At 41.0% G+C, this 17,378-nt stretch carries 15 protein-coding genes; 1 reads left to right on the top strand and 14 read right to left on the bottom strand.

Annotation, left to right across the window (positions count from 1 at the left end):
* Positions 1 to 13: 13 nt before the first annotated feature.
* The 3 genes from DLJ48_RS04885 to DLJ48_RS04875 all read right to left on the bottom strand — a co-directional run bounded on the left by DLJ48_RS04885 (position 14) and on the right by DLJ48_RS04875 (position 2,952).
* Positions 14 to 1,486, bottom strand: a complete 1,473-nt coding sequence (locus DLJ48_RS04885) for an ABC transporter permease (protein WP_128686387.1) — start codon at positions 1,484 to 1,486, stop codon at positions 14 to 16.
* A gap of 86 nt (positions 1,487 to 1,572) precedes the next feature.
* Positions 1,573 to 2,217, bottom strand: coding sequence for a deoxynucleoside kinase (locus DLJ48_RS04880; protein ID WP_128686386.1), 645 nt, complete (start codon positions 2,215 to 2,217; stop codon positions 1,573 to 1,575).
* Between the two features lie 66 nt (positions 2,218 to 2,283).
* On the bottom strand, positions 2,284 to 2,952 hold the full coding sequence (locus tag DLJ48_RS04875; RefSeq protein WP_128686385.1) for a phosphatase PAP2 family protein: 669 nt from the start codon (positions 2,950 to 2,952) through the stop codon (positions 2,284 to 2,286).
* A gap of 73 nt (positions 2,953 to 3,025) precedes the next feature.
* Here DLJ48_RS04875 and DLJ48_RS04870 point away from each other — a divergent pair, with 73 nt between their 5' ends.
* Positions 3,026 to 4,345, top strand: a complete 1,320-nt coding sequence (locus DLJ48_RS04870; protein ID WP_128686384.1) for an LCP family protein — start codon at positions 3,026 to 3,028, stop codon at positions 4,343 to 4,345.
* A gap of 163 nt (positions 4,346 to 4,508) precedes the next feature.
* Here DLJ48_RS04870 and rbfA read toward each other — a convergent pair whose 3' ends face one another.
* The 11 genes from rbfA to DLJ48_RS04815 all read right to left on the bottom strand — a co-directional run bounded on the left by rbfA (position 4,509) and on the right by DLJ48_RS04815 (position 17,271).
* Positions 4,509 to 4,874, bottom strand: a complete 366-nt coding sequence (gene rbfA, locus DLJ48_RS04865) for a 30S ribosome-binding factor RbfA (RefSeq protein ID WP_128686383.1) — start codon at positions 4,872 to 4,874, stop codon at positions 4,509 to 4,511.
* Positions 4,867 to 7,389: a translation initiation factor IF-2 gene (gene infB, locus DLJ48_RS04860; protein WP_128686382.1), complete on the bottom strand. Its 2,523-nt coding sequence runs from the start codon at positions 7,387 to 7,389 to the stop codon at positions 4,867 to 4,869. The genes rbfA and infB overlap by 8 nt, the downstream gene beginning before the upstream one ends.
* Positions 7,386 to 7,661, bottom strand: coding sequence for a L7Ae/L30e/S12e/Gadd45 family ribosomal protein (locus DLJ48_RS04855; RefSeq protein ID WP_243148516.1), 276 nt, complete (start codon positions 7,659 to 7,661; stop codon positions 7,386 to 7,388). Before DLJ48_RS04855 ends, infB begins: the two co-directional genes overlap by 4 nt.
* Positions 7,662 to 7,671: 10 nt before the next feature.
* Positions 7,672 to 8,013 (bottom strand): RNase P modulator RnpM, encoded by a 342-nt coding sequence (gene rnpM / locus DLJ48_RS04850; RefSeq protein ID WP_128686380.1) that lies wholly within the window; start codon positions 8,011 to 8,013, stop codon positions 7,672 to 7,674.
* A 9-nt stretch (positions 8,014 to 8,022) separates the two neighbouring features.
* Complete coding sequence (gene nusA, locus DLJ48_RS04845; protein ID WP_128686379.1) at positions 8,023 to 9,435, bottom strand: transcription termination factor NusA; 1,413 nt, start codon at positions 9,433 to 9,435, stop codon at positions 8,023 to 8,025.
* Between the two features lie 2 nt (positions 9,436 to 9,437).
* Positions 9,438 to 9,908 carry a ribosome maturation factor RimP gene (locus DLJ48_RS04840; protein WP_128686378.1) on the bottom strand — a complete coding sequence of 157 codons (471 nt, stop codon included), beginning with the start codon at positions 9,906 to 9,908 and terminating at the stop codon, positions 9,438 to 9,440.
* Positions 9,909 to 10,007: 99 nt separating this feature from the next.
* On the bottom strand, positions 10,008 to 11,075 hold the full coding sequence (locus tag DLJ48_RS04835) for a CamS family sex pheromone protein (RefSeq protein WP_243148514.1): 1,068 nt from the start codon (positions 11,073 to 11,075) through the stop codon (positions 10,008 to 10,010).
* Between the two features lie 82 nt (positions 11,076 to 11,157).
* Positions 11,158 to 13,215: an NAD-dependent DNA ligase LigA gene (gene ligA, locus DLJ48_RS04830; RefSeq protein WP_128686376.1), complete on the bottom strand. Its 2,058-nt coding sequence runs from the start codon at positions 13,213 to 13,215 to the stop codon at positions 11,158 to 11,160.
* 3 nt (positions 13,216 to 13,218) lie between these two features.
* Entirely contained in the window at positions 13,219 to 15,468 is a 2,250-nt protein-coding gene (gene pcrA, locus DLJ48_RS04825) for a DNA helicase PcrA (protein ID WP_128686375.1), read from the bottom strand.
* Positions 15,469 to 15,513: 45 nt separating this feature from the next.
* Entirely contained in the window at positions 15,514 to 16,197 is a 684-nt protein-coding gene (locus DLJ48_RS04820) for a glycoside hydrolase family 73 protein (protein WP_243148513.1), read from the bottom strand.
* A 78-nt stretch (positions 16,198 to 16,275) separates the two neighbouring features.
* On the bottom strand, positions 16,276 to 17,271 hold the full coding sequence (locus tag DLJ48_RS04815; RefSeq protein WP_128686374.1) for a D-2-hydroxyacid dehydrogenase: 996 nt from the start codon (positions 17,269 to 17,271) through the stop codon (positions 16,276 to 16,278).
* Positions 17,272 to 17,378 lie beyond the last annotated feature (107 nt).

Below are 17,378 nucleotides of genomic sequence, written 5' to 3'. Positions count from 1 at the left end.
CTGTGCTCCTTATTTATTCCGAAATCAGAATTCGTTTTGGCTTCAAACTTAAAATCGGTATTGATCCTAGCAAAGTTGCAATACCAACAATGACAAGACCGAATGCACCAAGCTTCAATAGGGTCCCAACTGTCAAGTGAGTAGAAAGTTTGTTCAGGCTGGAACTGCCAGTCAAATTAGATCTAAAGTTATTGAAACCGCCCGTACTGCGATTGGACCGATTATTATTCGTCTGATTGTTTCCAGCAGCATTATTTGCATTACTGTTTCCCGGCATACCGCCAGCAGAACCACCACCGCTAAGCGTCTGGCTTGAAGTTGATTCTTGAGAAACTAGTTGTTTGCCAATAACATTGCCAAAGAAATTGCCGAAAATACCTGCAAAACACAAGGACACGATTAACACGGAAACTGTTTCTACGAAAATCTGTCCAACAATTTTACTTTTAGCTTCGCCTAAAGACATGAGAATGCCGATTTCGTGTTTTCGTTCACGGATCATCAAAATCAAGACAAGAGTCAGAATTGCGATTCCGGCAATCGCAACGATCCAAACGATTTTAGAGGCGATGCTCTCGATTGATTTAACTGAACTAGACAATAATTCGTATGTTTGATCAGATGTTGTCAGCTGCAGTTTGCTCGAAATAATTTTCTTAGCTGACTTAACAAAAGCCTTCTCTTTGCTGGAATTAGTCAAGGTATAAGTCACGCCAGATACATTGCCGCTATTCCCAGACAAGCTTGATGCCAATGTATAGCTAGCGTAAATCGTGTTGGAAGGATCTGCTGCCATTGGATCAGACCCGCTAGTCGAGGCTTTCGCTTGATAGATACCAACGACATTCAGTTTGACGATTTTGCTATCAGAGTTTTTAACGGAGATCGTGCTGCCAACTTTGATACTGTTGTTAGCTGCTAGCGTTTTTTCAACAATGACATTATTTGTGTTTTTATCGGACGTTTTGATACCACGACCTTTTTTAATGACATAATTCTTATCTTTGAAATTAGAATCGGCCGCGGTTGTTGAAACGCCGGAAATACTTGTGTTGCCTGATTGAGAAGACTGAGTCCTACCCGGAAAACCGCCTTGTCCGCTAGTTGAACTAGAACTTTTCACAACCGTGAAAGATGATGCCGTAACATCAGCCGTTGATGTCATTTGATAAGCTGAAACGTTACTCAAATTAGCTAGTTTTTCAGCAGTTTTTTGGCTAATAATTGTTTGATTGATACTTGTAAAACCACCAGAAGTCGAGCTGGACGACTTTCGATTCTGTTGAAACAGCTTTTGTCGGTTAGCTGACAAAGTGACTGTCGTTCCAACTGAATTTTTGGTGTTGTTAACCGCTGATATAGCAGCGTTTTGGATAATCAGACCAGCTAGGACAAAAGTCATAATTGCCGTAATGACTAAAGTCAGTAACAAGCTGCGTCCGATTTTCCTGCGTAGATACAAAAAAGCACGTTTGATAAAATCCATGAAATCTCCTAACAAGAGCAGATTATTCTTGGAAAATTAAAAACTGCTTAAACGAGTATTAAACGAAAATTAATTGCTCTTTTCAATTAGCCGACTAAAATGCCTAAATCAAACAGCTTCTCATCAATTTGATTTAAAACCTCATGAGCAGCAGTTTTTGACTCGACAAAATCATACTTGTCGCCATCGATCTCCATTTTGGGTCCGCGATCATAATTTTTGTACCAGCTGCGATAACGCTGATTGAGTTCTTTGTAATAAGTATATAAATCGGGATGAACTGCGATTTGTTCAAAGTCACGACCGCGTTTTTCAATCCGATCCAGCATATTGTCAAAAGAAACAGACACATGAATTAACAAATCGGGATCTTTGGAAGGCAGTTCATCTAGTTTTTCCATCATGTTGCTGAGCAAAGATTTATATATGTCGACTTCTGTTTGTGTTGAACGTCCTAGGTCTGCATTCAATTGGAATAACAGCGCATCTTCAAAAATGGATCGATCGATGACGTCAAGTTTGTTTCCCTGAGCTAGTTTAATGTTTTGCAAACGCTTATTCAAAAAGTAAATTTGCAGCAAAAAAGCATATTTCTTCGGGTCGTCGTAAAATAAGGGCAAAATTGGATTATCACTGACACTTTCATATATCGCTTTACTGCCCAAATGATTCGATAACAGGTCAGTTAAGCTGGTCTTGCCAGCTCCAATCGTTCCAGATAAAACAAGCATTCTCTCATCTCCCACATTTTTTTACCTTATTTAATTTGGCAATATATTGCTTAAATGTCAAATAATTTAAATCCAACTGCCGCGAAAAATTTTCAATCTGACAAAAATACGCGCGTAATTATAATAGAATTCTTCGGACAGCAAAAACCATGCGTAACCAAAGAACAGTGCCGCAAAAACATCACTGATCGTATTATAACGATAAGCAACAACGGCAAAGCAGACAAGAACCAGCCACAAAATAATAATGGCAATAGTGCGATTCTTAACTTTTTTAGCACGCTTATTAAATTCCGGCACCACGATGACAAAGAAAAACTGAATCAATAAAAAAGTCATCAGCACAGCCAAACTGGGAAACGATCTGTCAATAGACGATGGTTTGCTAACTGGAAGCGGCCAGGGTGTGATTAAACTCAAAATCATTTCAGCCAGCATTGAACCGATCATTGTAAACAAAAACCAAGCGGCGGGGATCTTAAAATTGTTTCCCCAAAGCAAAAAAGCACAAATGAGTGTCAAAATAAAAGAAATCAGTGGGCGGCTAAAATTAGCACCCATCCAAAATAAAATGGACAAAATAATGTTATGACTGCTCGAAAGAATTTCTGTTGTAAAACTATCTATTAAATAGAGAATCGGCGACGAAAGCCAAGAAAAAATAGCAATAAACAAAAAAAGAGCAATAAAAATATAAATAAGTAATTTTCTGATGCGATCCCGATCAACTATCATAATCCAACGTTTATTGTATCAAAGCTATCTTTTTTTAATGCATTAAACATGTCTTTTAGATAAAATGTAGGGTATGCGAAAATTCAAATCACCTCAAGCAGGAAAAGAACGCCGACCGGGTCGTAAAAATAAGCACTTGATCAGAAATATCGTTCTCACGACCTTCGGAATTCTTTTTATAGCTGCCGGTACAGCCTTGGCAGTTATCTATTCTAATTTCAAGGGGGCTATCAGCCAAAACACCTTTGTTCCCACGAAATTAAAAAAGATGCGCAATGTTGATTCAGTTCTCAGTAATGGCAAACCAGTCTCGATTCTGCTAATGGGAACTGATACTGGCGAGTTAGGACGCACGTGGGTCGGCAGAACCGACTCAATGATGCTGATCACGATCAATCCAAAGACAAAAAAGACCTTAATTATGTCTATTCCACGTGATTCAATGATTGCGATCCCGGGCTACGAAGATACTTTCCCACAAAAAATCAATGCTGCTTATGAATATCCAGCGAATGGTAAAGGGCATCCAGAAACTACCATCAATACGATTGAAAAGTGGTTGAATGTTCCCATTGATTTTTACGGCATCATCAATATGAATGCCCTTGAGACAATCGTCAATAAGGCTGGTGGTGTTTCGGTCAGTTCACCTCTGACTTTCTCCTACTCTCAAGATACAGCCCATGATTACGGCGCTCACCTTTACAGTTTCACAAAAAATTCCACGCAATATAAATATTATGATAATGGCAGCACACTGACTAAAACCTCTAATACAATGGATGGAGCCGCTGCCTTGGCCTTTTCCAGAATGCGTTATAACGATCCCTTAGGAGATTATGGCCGAACACTCAGGCAACGACTCGTTTTTGAAGCGATCGCCAAAAAAGCTGGAACACTTGTGACTCAGCTCATCAATCAGAAGTTCTTAAATTCAATTTCCAAACAAGCGAAAACCGACCTCACCTTCGACGATATGATCACATTGGCGTCTAACTACCGAAATGCTTTAAAGAAGACTTCATCAGACCATTTACAAGGAAATAGTTACAGTTACAACGGTATTTCATTCGAAGTAATACCAACCAAAGAAAAACAGCGAGCCACTAACAAATTGAGGAAATCTTTAGGCTTAAAAGCCGCAACGACCGGGCCAAAATTTGCTGGTACAGTCACAAACGGCGTCACGATCGGTGATGGAGACAGCAGCAGTGTAGCCACAACGACCACAGATTCAACGACATCCGCCTATTCGGCTTCTGCCCAGCAAAGCTATAGTTACACAGCACCGGCGGTATCTTCATCATATTCAGCTGCCGCTACTTCATCAAGCTACGTAGCGCCAGCAGTAGCAGCAACAAGTTCAAGTTCTGGCACGCCAACAACTCCTTAAAAATGGGCGGGTATGCGAACGCTTGAGTACAATTCTACAAATAAAAATAGTGCTTCCATTCAAGAGGAATAGAAGCACTATTTTTTTGGATCGAGATACAAATGCTAGCTGACTGTGACAAAATAAAAACTCGCAAGGCCTCAAGTTGGAGTCCTCACAAGTCTTATTTATCTTGACGATTTAACTTAGCGATTAATTGCTCAATATGATCACCATATTGAATCGCCATATCACGTTTAAAAATTAAATCAGGAATTCGATAGGTCGTCATTTTTTTAGCAAGTTCCCGTTTAATCAGTCCTTTAGCTGCTTGTAAACCATCAGCAGCCTTCTCAGCAGAACTAGCTAAATCTGAATAGATGGTCCAATAAGTATAAGCAATCGAGAAATCAGGCGTCATATCAATGCCTGTAATTGTGACGTCTTGGAGCCTTGGATCCGAAACTTGTTTAACAAGAATCTCACTAATATCTCGCTGAATCGTGCCTTCAACACGCAATAAACGCGCTGATTTCTCACGTTTAGGCATTTGCTTTGACCTCTTCCATCTTATAAGCTTCGATGACATCGCCAATTTTTTCATCATTATAATTAGCGATCGTCAAGCCAAGTTCAAAGCCTTTTTTAACCTCTTTCACATCGTCTTTCTCATGTTTCAAAGAACCTAATTCGCCATCATAAACGACCACACCATCACGAACTAAGCGAACTTTAGCATCACGTGTGATTGAACCATCAGTGACCAAGCCACCGGCGATTGTGCCAATCTTAGAAAAATGGAACAAATCTCTCACAGCAACAGAACCTAAACTCTTTTCAACATAAACAGGTTCCAGTTGCCCCTTCATGGCTGCTTCAACTTCATTGATTGCATCGTAAATAACATTATATAGACGAATATCCACATGCTTTTGCTCTGCACTAGTTTTTGCTTGTCCAACTGGACGAACATTAAACCCAATAATAATCGCGCCTGAAGCCTCAGCTAAATTAATGTCAGATTCATTAACCGCACCAACAGCAGCATGAAGTACGTCAACTCTGACACCTTCTACTTTGATCTTTTTCAATGAAGAAGCCAGTGCTTCAACGGAACCCTGTACATCGGCTTTGACGATCAGAGGAACAGTTTTCATTTCTTGTTTGGCCATTGTCGAGAACAAAGTATCAAGCGTTACAACAGTGCCATTGTTGCGTTCTTCTTCCATGGCTGTCTTGGCACGCGATTCGCCAGCCTCACGAGCATCCTTTTCAGAATCCATGACTACGAAATGATCACCAGCCTGTGGTACCTCGTTCAATCCAGTGATTTCGACTGGTGTTGCTGGCAAAGCCGAATCGATACTTTTATGCGAAGCATCGTTCATTGTTCGAACACGACCAAAGGTGTTGCCGACAACGATCGGATCGCCGGTCTTTAGAGTTCCTTGCTGGATCAGCAAAGTGACAACAGCGCCACGGCCTTTGTCCAACCGAGCTTCAATGACAGAGCCTCGGGCTTTAGCGGTCGGATCAGACTTTAGTTCCATAACATCTGCCTGAAGCAAGATCATTTCCAACAGTTTGTCCACATTTTCGCCTGTTTTAGCAGAGATAGGTACTTCAATTGTACTGCCGCCATATTCTTCAGGCACAAGATCATATTCCATCAATTCATTGACAATTGCTTTGGGATCTACACCAGGAATATCGATCTTGTTAATTGCAACAATAATCGGTGTTTTAGCCGCTTGTGCATGATGAATGGCTTCAATAGTTTGCGGCATAACACCATCATCAGCTGCAACGACCAGAACAGTAATATCAGTAATATTCGCACCACGCGCACGCATTTCTGTGAAAGCCTCATGCCCTGGGGTATCTAGAAAAGTGATCAAACGATCATGCAAACGTGCTTGGTAAGCACCGATATGCTGCGTGATGCCACCAGCTTCGCCTTCGGTCACATGAGTATGACGTAAATAGTCCAATAGTGTTGTCTTACCATGATCAACATGACCCATAATTGTGACAATTGGGGCACGGGCTACTAATTTCGATTCATCGATATCGTTATCAGCATCATCAAAGAAACGATCGATATCAGCAACGTCAACTTCTTCTTTCTGCTTAGCTTCAATGCCATAGTCAGCAGCTAATAATTCAATCGTATCAGCATCCAAGCTTTGGTTTTGATTAACAACTGCGCCAAGTAAGAAAAGTTTCTTCAAAATTTCAGAAACATCTCGATGAATGATCTTAGCGATATCTTGTACGTTCATGCCCAAACGATATTCAAGAACACTTGGAAGTGGTTGTTCTCGACGTTCGTTTTGGCGGTTTCTAGCAACAGCTGCAGCTGCAATGCGCTGAGCTTTTTTAGAACCTTTTGGCTCGGACTTGCGGTGAGTACCAAGTGCTGGGCCAGTCGTAAAGTGTGTTCCTGGAACAGTCGTTGTCGAATTGCGGCGACGTGTATTATTCCGAGCAGAGTTATTGCCCGAAGCTAAAGCGCCACCAAAACGGCCACTACCATTTTGTGATGCATTTGGTTTGTGAGCAGCGTTATTATTGCGATTATTCGCATTTTGGCCAGTCAACGGACGATTACCATTACGGTGATTATTCCGTTGATTGGTCACGGGATGCTGGTTTGGCAATGGATTATGTGGATGAGCACGTCGAAGCGGCTCAGCGCTAGATACATTATTTCTCGAACTAGGGCGCTGACGCTGTTGCTGGCTTGAAGGCCGCTTTGCTTGTGGTGATCGTGTATTCCTAGTTGGTTCATTAATCGAACCAGTCGGTGCACTTGCACTACCAGCGTGAATTGGCCGATGATCCTTTGGAGCAGGCCGTCCCGTATTAGAATCAAATCCTGTGCGTCGACGAGAACGAGGTTCCGGAGAGCTAGCTGGAGCTTTATCGACCCGTCGTTCGCCCTGAGCGCGGCTAGAAAGACCAGCTGCATGCTGTCTTTGGGAAGCTGGAAGTTCGGAGCTGGAAGCCGATTGTTTCCTAATGTGATGTACCAATGGACGCCGTTTTTGTTCTTCTTCAGTCATAAAGTCACCTCCTTCAATAACTTCTTGATTTGTTTCGCCATGCCTGGATCGCTAATGCCAAGAATTTTTCTCGTCTGGCCGATCGCTTGGCTGATTTCTGTACTTGAAAATTGATTAATTATTGTAATTCTTTCCCGGATTAAGTCTTCAAAATCCTTTTTTGTATTTTCACTGGCATCACTTGCAATGACTACGATTGCAACTTTTTGCTTTCTAACAGCCTTTTCAACTATTGCCTGCCCAGTCACCATAAAACCGGCTCGTTTTGCCAAGCCTAGGTAATTAAGAATTTTCTGCTTTGATAATTTGTTCGTGGCTGAATAGTTCCTTTCTGGCTTGCTGGTGTTTCACAAAACTAATTAATTGATCATAAAAATCATCGGCAACAGTCATTTCAAAGACAGAATCAAGAATTTTATCTGTTTTTGCCTTTATAGCTAGTGTAACATCTACACCCAAGTAGGCGCCGTGGCCATTTAGTCTACCAGTTGGATCCAGTTTTAATTCGCCTTGAGGTGTCTTCACGATACGAACTAGATCCTTTTTAGGAAACATCTGGCCGCTCACAATATCTTTGCGCATTGGCAGCTTACGAGCTTTTAATTGTTGTTGTTTTTTGACCATGAAAATTAATTATTTACTATCGTCCTTTTGATCATCTTCGCCCTCTTTTTCTTCTAAGATGGCATCGAAATCGACGTTATTTAAAGCAGCTGCAAACTCATCTTGTGCTTCTTTATTTTCAGCTTCGGTCATTTTGGGTTTTACTGTCGGTGAGGCTGAGCCGGCAGCTGATGATTCTTTAACGGCTTCGCTTGCCTTCTGATCATTCGTGTTGTCAGCAGCAGATTTATCATCTTCAGCGAAATAGTCGTTAGCATCAGTATATTCGGTTTCATCTTCTAATGCTTCATTGTCTTCAGCTTGATCATCTTCATCGGCGTACTTAGCAGATTCTTCTAGAATGGCTTGCAATTGAGGATCATTTTCAGCTTGTGTTTCAGATTTGATATCAATTTTGAATTTAGTGAGCTTAGCCGCCAAACGAGCATTCTGACCACGTTTCCCAATCGCAAGGCTCAATTGATAATCGGGTACGATAACCGTGACTTCATTATCATTATTAGGATTGAAAATAACATCAACCACTTCAGCTGGATTTAAAGCATTCGCAATATACTGGGCTTCATCTTCGACCCATTCCACGATGTCCATATTTTCGCCATGTAATTCATTAACAACAGCTTGAACACGAGAACCGCGCGGACCTACTAGCGTACCAACGGGATCCAGATTAGTATCCGTAGTACGAACGGCAACTTTTGAACGGTCGCCGGCTTCACGGGCAATCGATTCAATAACGACTGTGCCGTCATAAACTTCAGGCACCTCTTGTTCAAAAAGACGTTTAACGAGTTCCGGACTTGTGCGTGAAACATAAATTTGTGGACCTCTCGTGGCTGAATCTTCAACGCGGTTGATCAAAACTTTGATCGGGTCGCCAGTCTTGTAAGTTTCACCAGGAATACGATCTTTGTCACCCATAGCTGCTTCTTGGCCATCGGGCATCGTGACCCAGAGAAAGCGCTGATCTTCTCGAGCAACACGAGCCGAAACGATTTCGTGCTCAAATCCTTCATAACGGGCATGAATCGCTTCTTTTTCTTTTTCGCGGATTAATTGTGTAGACTTATTTTTGCCAGATTGTGCAGCCAAACGACCGAAATCACGCGGATTGATCTCAAATTTAATTTGGTCACCAACTTCATAGGCCGGATTGATTTCGCGCGCATCGGCTAAATAAATTTCTGAATATGGATCGATCATGTCACCATCAGTAACAACTTCTTTCAGTTGAAGCAGATCGAATTCCTGTTTCTCAGGATCAACGTCGACTTCAACATTGGTCTCTCCTTCAAAATTCTTTTTATATGCCGTAACCAAGGTGTCTTTAAGAGAAGCAATTGCGTCTTCTTGGCTGATACCTTTTTCAGCTTGCAGCGCTTGCAAAGCAGAAAATAATTCCTTTTTGTAATCTGATGCCATATTTATGCCTCCTGATTTAATGAAATTTTTGAGATTCTCTCTCTCGGAAAATAATTGATTTGGTCTGCGGAAACTTCCACCCCGATCTCCGTATTAGAGAAGGACCTTAAAATACCTCCGGCCGATTTACTGTCATCAATTTTTTCAAACAAATTTAGTTTAACTGGTTGCCCTATAGCCCATTTTAAGTGTTCATCGCTTTTAATGGATCGATCAATACCCGGTGAAGAAATATCGAGATTATATTGATCTGGAAAAGGGTCAGGCGTGATTTGGTCCAAAGCTTCACTGATCAGAGGGGTTATTTCAGAAATTTGGTTCATTGTAATCAATTGCTGGTCTTGGCCATCGATCAGAACCGTTAAAAGAGCCGGATGCCCGCTAAAAAAAACAACATCCCACAGCAGCAATTCTTTGTCTAAAACAATTGGCTGGATTTTTTCTTTGATTGTCTCGATTTGTTTTAAATTCATTAGTTTTTACTTGACCCATAAAAAATGAGCTGGCAGATGCCAACTCATTTACTTCAGTAAATCAAGTTAGACTCATTATAACCTGAAAACCACTAGATATCAATAACTATATAAGTAAATAGTTTTAAAATTACTGCCACTATCGCTAGATAAAATAGATAGCAGCTGATTCGAACCATAAACCGATATTCTGATCGGTACGTGGTCATTGAAATATTTTGGTGCCGTTTGAGAAATATAAGTCGTCAACGCTTTAATTTCAGAAACAGAATAAAAGCTTGTATTAACCGTGATATTCATACCACTCAATGTACCGTCTTCATAGTGTGCTTGTGCCGTAGCTGAAGAAATACTTGGGAAAAAGTTTTGGATGGCAGTTTGAAAATTAACAAAACTCGTATTATCTTGGCTGCCGACCGAAGTCGTACTACTATTCTGTTCGGGAAAAACCAGATTCTGAATATTAACATTCGTCCATTTGCTGATCTGTTCACCGGATTTAGACAAAAAATAAGCATAAGGTGCGCCGCCGACTAGGGAATCCTCTGACGCATTCGCATACATGACGATCAAAATTGGAATATCATTGCCAATTTTTTTATTTGATCGCAAACGTTTCAGAACCTTACTGGCCATCGCATTCCCTTGAGTAACCATTTCTGCTTTTGAAATATTTTGCGTATAAACCGGCCCGTTTGTCACCTTTGAATAACTATCAGTTCGATTCATGGCCAATCCAATTGTCATGCCTGCCAAATCAAGTTTAGAGCCATTCACTTGGTTCATAAAATCGTTTTCTTCAAGTGATTGTATGTAGTACGGATTACGACTATTGTTTTTTTGACCATTATCAGCCGGATTCAATCCACTTGTATTACTGCTGGAATAACGTGAAAGCCAATTATCAATCGTATTCGCTGAAAGATATTGGCCTTCTTGAAAAATATACTTTTTCGTTGAAAAGAAATTTTTGGATAAATCATTCAACGATAGTTCAAAAGACTGCGCATTAAAATTCGACTCGGTGGTGACCGCGATTCCACGAGCAGCAGAAGTCACATAATGGCCATTAGAAACAACCGAACGGTACTCGCCTTGACTATTATTTTGGTTGATCACCTGAATCGTATTTTTCGTCGTGCTCGTTGTTGATGTCTGTTGTCTCATGTTGAAGAAGTACAGTCCTCCAACGACAATTAAAAGAACTGCAAACAGCAGAATCAAAACTTCTATAATTGTTAATCTACGTCTAGTTTGTCGCATTACTTAAATCAATGAAATCTTGTTCACTGATGACCCGCACTCCTAATTTGTTCGCTTTATCTAGTTTACTACCTGCATCGCTTCCTGCAATTAAAAGATCAGTTTTTGAAGACACAGATGATGAAACATTAGCACCATGTTCTTCTAGCCAGGCCTGCATTTGCGGCCGTGTCCAATGGATCAGTTTACCAGTTAAAACAATTTTCTTGGCAAAGAAATAATTATCTTCATCGACATCATTAGCTGCTAGATATTTGAAATTAACTTGAAAATTATCTAATTCATTAATTAGTTTAGCAACAGATTCAGAAGCAAAATATTGAACCAATGCATCCGCTACCACTTGACCAACGCCGTCAATAGCTGCAATTTCCATCGCTTGTGCATTTTGTAGATTTCTTAAATTTTTAAAATGAGCAGCTAAAACCTTCGCAGCCTTAGAACCAACGCCGCGAATACCTAAAGCAGTGATCAAGCGTTCAACTGAATTATCACGTGAGCTGGCGATTGCCCGAATCAAATTTTTGGCGGACAGATCAGCAAATTTATCCAGTTGTGTTAACTGATCTTCTTTTAATGCATAAAGATCAGATATTTTCTTGATCAATTGTTTTGACAACAATTGAGAAACAACTCTTGGTCCCAAGCCATCAATGTTCATCGCATTTCTAGAAGCGAAATGTACTAGACCCTCTTGAATCTGAGCTGGACATTCTGGATTAATACAGCGCAGCGCCACTTCGCCTTCAACATGAACCAGTTTAGATCCGCAAGAAGGACAAAAAAATGGGATTGAATAAGGCTGGTCGGCATTGGCTGGCCGTTTGCTTAGAATAACTTGTCCAATTTCAGGAATAATATCACCAGCCTTATGTAGCGTGACCGTATCGCCTAAACGAACATCTTTTTCCTGCAAATAATCTGGATTATGCAGACTAGCTCTTTGGACAGTTGTGCCAGCCAGCAATACTGGATTCATGATCGCCGTTGGTGTCACAACTCCTGTACGACCGACTGTCCAAGTAATATCTTTAACAATCGTGAGGGCTTCTTCAGGAGGGAACTTATAAGCAATCGACCAGCGTGGGATCTTTACTGTGTTGCCGAGCTCGTTTTCCATATCCAAATCATTAACTTTGACCACCACACCATCAATACCGAAAGGCAGGGTATCGCGCTTAGCGGTAAATTCGTCGATATACATTTTCACATCTGACATTTTGTCAATGACGCGATTGTCAGCATTGACTGGAAATCCCAGCTGACGAAAACGAGCTAATACACCAGATTGTGTATTAACACCCAATACCGTGTTTTGTGCCGTGTAATAAATAAATGAGGACAATTTACGCTCGGCAGTTATTTTAGCATCCAGCTGCCGCAAACTACCAGCAGCAGCATTCCTTGGATTGGCGAAAACAGTTTCACCAGCTTCATCACGCTGGCGATTCAAGCGAGCAAAGGATTCCTTGCCCATGTAGATCTCACCGCGCACTTCGATTGTCAAAGGCTCCTTTAAAACTTTTGGAATCTCTGTAATCGTTTTAACGTTGGCAGTCACATCTTCACCGATCGAACCGTCCCCGCGCGTCGAAGCCTGAATCAGTTTGCCTTGTGCATACTTCAAGGAAATAGCCAGCCCATCAATTTTCAGTTCCAAATTATAACTCTGCTGTAAACCGGCATTCTTCGTCGTCACAGCATCCCAATCAATGAGCTCTTGGACGGAAAAAACATCCCCTAAAGACAGCATAGGTACTGGATGAATGACTTTGCTCAGACCACGCGAACTCCCGGAAACAGCATTCCCCGCAGCGACTCTCTGCGTAGGCGAATCCGGCATCATCAATGTTGGATAGGCTTTTTCTAAAGCGACCAGGCGTGCATAATGTGCATCATAAACGTAATCCTCAACGCTGGGATCATCATCTTCGTAGTACTCGCGACCCCATTTGATCAAATCATCCGAAAGATCTTTGATTTCTTGTTGGGCCTGAGTGACTGTCAAATTTTCGATCGCTGTAAATTGTTCGTTCGGATTCATGATTTATATCTTCTCGATCGGCGCAAAAGAAGCCATTAATTGTTTGATACCCCGAGAAGCGAATGCGATTTTTAATAATTTATCTTCACCATCATTATTAATTGCCACAATTCTGCCAGTTCCAAAAATTTTGTGCTTGACACGATCACCAAGCTGCCAATCTGTCTTCTCGGCTCCAGTACCTTGATAAGTCGGCGCAAAAGCCGCTTCATGTTTTCGACTAGCAGAAGCCGACTGTCGATCAAAAGGCATTGGTCGATCATAGTCACCAGAAACATTTCGAACGCCAGCCGCAGCGGCATTTTCTTTATCTAACAAAGCGTCATTGATTTCGTCAATAAACATGGATGGCTCATTGGATTGTGCACGGCCATACAGCAAACGTCCGTAAGCATTCGTCAAATAGAGTTCTTGTTGAGCCCTTGTGATGGCCACATAAGCCAACCGTCTTTCCTCTTCAAGACCGTCCCGTTCCATCATTGCACGAGCTGATGGAAAAATACCCTCCTCTAAGCCAACGATAAAGACTACAGGAAATTCCAATCCCTTGGCAGCATGTACGGTCATTAAAGTGACTTGACCAGCGGCCTCATCGTAAGAGTCAAGATCACTCACGAGAGCTGTCTGCCCAAGAAAATCAACTAAGGCATTTTTTGTTTCGGAAGCTTCCTCATCATAATCTTCATCAAACTGATGCGTTTGCGACAAAAATTCATCTAAATTTTCAACTCGTGCTTGTGATTCCAAATCACTTTTTTTGACATATTGTTCACGGATGCCTGTCTTAGTAAAAATCTCATTCGTTAATTCCGTGACAGGCAAAAAATGCGATTGATCCTTAAAATCATGAACCATTTGTGCAAATTGGCGAAAGTTCTTTTGCGCTTTGCTGGATAGCTGGCTCTCATCGTCCAAAACAGCAATCGCTTGCATCAATGAAAGATTATTTTTTACAGCAAAAGCACGTAATTTTTCCAGTGAACTGTTGCCAATTGCCCGCTTGGGTTCATTCACGATTCTTTCAAAAGCTGTGTCGTTGTCCAGATTTGCAGCCAATTGTAAATAAGCCACAATATCTTGTATCTCTTTTCGTTCGAAGAAACGTGTACCGCCAACGATTGTGTATTGAATCCGATTCGCACTAAAAATCTGTTCAAAAACACGTGATTGAGCATTCGTACGAAAGAGGATCGCAAAATCATTCAAACTGCGGCCAGCCTTGACGCCGTCCTGAATTTTCGTCAACACATAATGTGCTTCGTCCGACTCGGACTGCGCACGATAATAATGGATCAAATTGCCCGCTTGATTTTCTGTCCAAAGATTCTTCGGCTTGCGTTCGATGTTGTTTTGAATGACTTGGTTAGCTGCTGTGAGGATATTTTTCGTTGACCGGTAATTTTGTTCCAAGACAACTGTTTTAGCACCAGGAAAATCTTTTTCGAAGTTCAAGATATTGTTCATATCAGCACCGCGCCAGCCATAAATACTCTGGTCAGAGTCACCAACGACTGCCAAATTTTGTGAACCAAAATCACCGGCCGCCAGCATCGCGACCAACTTATACTGAGCAGCGTTCGTATCTTGATATTCATCAACATGAATGTATTTAAATTTGCGCTGATAATAGTGCAATACATCCGGTGCTTGCTTAAATAACTGAATCGTACGCATGATTAAATCATCAAAATCCATTGATTGAGACTGTTCTAGACGGCGCTGGTATAAATCATAAGATTCGGCAACAGCTTCGTCAAAAGTTGTTTTAGCAGCGTCTCTAGCATCGTGAGGTGTTTGCAGTGCGTTCTTAAAGTTAGAAACAGCGGCCAAAATTGATTTTGGATCGTATTGGTTGCTATCGTAATTTAAATCATTTAAAACATGTTTCATCAGGGTCTTTTGCCCGCTGCCATCCAAAATTGAAAAGCTAGTCGTAAAACCGATCTTATCAACATCGCGGCGCAGAACTCGAGCCGAAAGCGCATGAAAAGTCGATACCCAAATCGCGCGTGCATCTTCTTGATCGACAAGACGTGCAATTCGTTCTTTCATTTCACGGGCAGCTTTGTTCGTAAAAGTAATCGCCAAAATCGACCATGGATCAATATGCTTCTGCTGAACCAAATATGCGACACGATGTGTCAAAACTCGCGTTTTGCCAGAACCCGCTCCGGCCATAATCAAAAGCGGTCCTTCAGTGGTCAGAACCGCTTCTTTTTGTTTATCATTTAAACCTGCTAATAAATCCTTCACGCAAATTATTTTAACATTGAATTTTCAGATAATTTTTTCAACGCTTTAATCGTAAATATTTAGATAATATTTTTTGATAATCCGAATGATTTTGCTAGCATAATCTGGATCAGTTGCATACGCGCTTTTTACCAACGCTTGTGCACCGTCAACATAATTCTTAGCATCCAAAACCGCTTTGTACTGATTTTTGTTCCAGGTCGTACCTTTTAAAAATAAACGATTGTGCTGATAGACAGAGGTTTGCCAATTTTTATAAACGGCAAAATTACCTTTAACTTTAATCCATTTGCCATCTGTAAATTCGCTAGTTTCTAACTTTACGGATTTTTTTGTATCATTGGACCAGCTCTTCACGCCAAAATAATTATGATATTTTGAAGCCAACCGACTCTTTCCCCAATCTGATTCCAGAATCATTTGCGCCAGTGTGATCGAAGCTAGAATCTTATCTTGACGTTGCCGTGTTTGAATATAAGGCGCTGTCCGATCAATAAATTTCTGTTCCTCGATCAAGCGGCTTTCCTGCTTTGATGGCGTGGATTTATCAGCTAAGCTGGCATTTGCCATGACATAAAAGCTCACGAAACAAGTTAACAACAAAATAATAAGAGCTGTAAAAAAATGAATCATGTTAAAAAGAACTGGCGGCTGCAGTTTTTTGTTAATTGCGATTTTCAGTTTGCCAAAATCTAATTTAACCACGATCAATCGTTCTTTAAATGTCACCTCTCTTTTGATTGTATCGAAATTAAAAAAGCCCACATTAACTGTGGGTTTAATTTAATATATTTTATTTGAAAAATATTAATATTTAACGGTGTTTCTCGTTTCCGTGCCATTAACAAAGGCGACAGCGGCATCGAAACTTTGATGAACCATTTCCAAAACGGCTTTAGTTGTATAAAAGGCCGTGTGTGGTGTAACAAGCACATTGGGACGGGCGATCAAGTCAGCTAAACGTGCATCTGGGAATTTTTTGCCTTCCCAATCTTCATTAAAGATACCAACTTCATTTTCATAAACGTCCATAACCAAGCCGGAGAGCTTGCCAGAATCCAAGGCAGCGATCACATCATCAGTATCCATCAAATCACCACGAGCGACGTTAACTAAAATAGCACCATCTTTCATCTTGGCAATTGATTCTTTGTTCAGCATGTGAATGTTCTCTTTAACAGATGGGACATGAACTGAAATAACATCAGATTGTGCGTATAACTCATCTAATGAATCAACATAAAGACCTTGCTTGTCAATATCTGGGTTCTTAAAGATGTCATAAGCGACGATCTTAGCACCAAATCCTTGCAAAATCTGAATCAAAACACGGCCAATTCGACCGGTTCCGATGATACCAACTGTCTGCATGCGAACTTCTCGGCCAATCGTTGGTGCCCAACGCAAATCATGTTTAGCGACTTTGGCATCAAGTTCTTTGCTGCGACGTAAAACACGTGCCAACTGAATTGCTGCATGTTCAGCGATAGCATTTGGTGAATAGGCAGCAACGTTAGAAATTTTGAAGCCTAACTCTTTAGCAGCCTTTAAATCAATGTTGTCGATACCAACATTGCGGAGACTCAGCTGATGAATGCCTTCATCAGCAAGAGCTTGCAAAATTTCGCGCGTATAAGGTAGTTGCTGATAAACAACAACACCATCTGAACCGGCAGCCTCTTTTGCACTTTCCGTAGTTAATAATTCTTGAGTATAAGCCACTTCAATTTCAGGATGAGCTGTTTCCCATCCCTGTAAAGCTGGCTTCTCATCATCACGAATTCCATAAGCAAAAATTTTCATTATTTTTCTCCATTCAGATATCACCTTTTATTATAGTAAAAAACTTAACAAAGCTGTGAAATAACTTCGCAAGTCAAAATATTGTCAACATTGGAAATAAGAATCCG

This window comes from Oenococcus sicerae (assembly GCF_004102045.2).
In the GTDB taxonomy this organism is placed as follows: domain Bacteria; phylum Bacillota; class Bacilli; order Lactobacillales; family Lactobacillaceae; genus Oenococcus; species Oenococcus sicerae.
This window is presented reverse-complemented; position numbering and strand designations above follow the sequence as displayed.

Coding starts and splice junctions, on each gene's coding strand:
- DLJ48_RS04885 (WP_128686387.1), bottom strand. CDS start 1,486: ATGGATTTTATCAAACGTGCTTTTTTGTATCTACGCAGGAAAATCGGA.
- DLJ48_RS04880 (WP_128686386.1), bottom strand. CDS start 2,217: ATGCTTGTTTTATCTGGAACGATTGGAGCTGGCAAGACCAGCTTAACT.
- DLJ48_RS04875 (WP_128686385.1), bottom strand. CDS start 2,952: ATGATAGTTGATCGGGATCGCATCAGAAAATTACTTATTTATATTTTT.
- DLJ48_RS04870 (WP_128686384.1), top strand. CDS start 3,026: ATGCGAAAATTCAAATCACCTCAAGCAGGAAAAGAACGCCGACCGGGT.
- rbfA (WP_128686383.1), bottom strand. CDS start 4,874: ATGCCTAAACGTGAGAAATCAGCGCGTTTATTGCGTGTTGAAGGCACG.
- infB (WP_128686382.1), bottom strand. CDS start 7,389: ATGACTGAAGAAGAACAAAAACGGCGTCCATTGGTACATCACATTAGG.
- rnpM (WP_128686380.1), bottom strand. CDS start 8,013: ATGGTCAAAAAACAACAACAATTAAAAGCTCGTAAGCTGCCAATGCGC.
- nusA (WP_128686379.1), bottom strand. CDS start 9,435: ATGGCATCAGATTACAAAAAGGAATTATTTTCTGCTTTGCAAGCGCTG.
- DLJ48_RS04840 (WP_128686378.1), bottom strand. CDS start 9,908: ATGAATTTAAAACAAATCGAGACAATCAAAGAAAAAATCCAGCCAATT.
- DLJ48_RS04835 (WP_243148514.1), bottom strand. CDS start 11,075: ATGAGACAACAGACATCAACAACGAGCACGACGAAAAATACGATTCAG.
- ligA (WP_128686376.1), bottom strand. CDS start 13,215: ATGAATCCGAACGAACAATTTACAGCGATCGAAAATTTGACAGTCACT.
- DLJ48_RS04815 (WP_128686374.1), bottom strand. CDS start 17,271: ATGAAAATTTTTGCTTATGGAATTCGTGATGATGAGAAGCCAGCTTTA.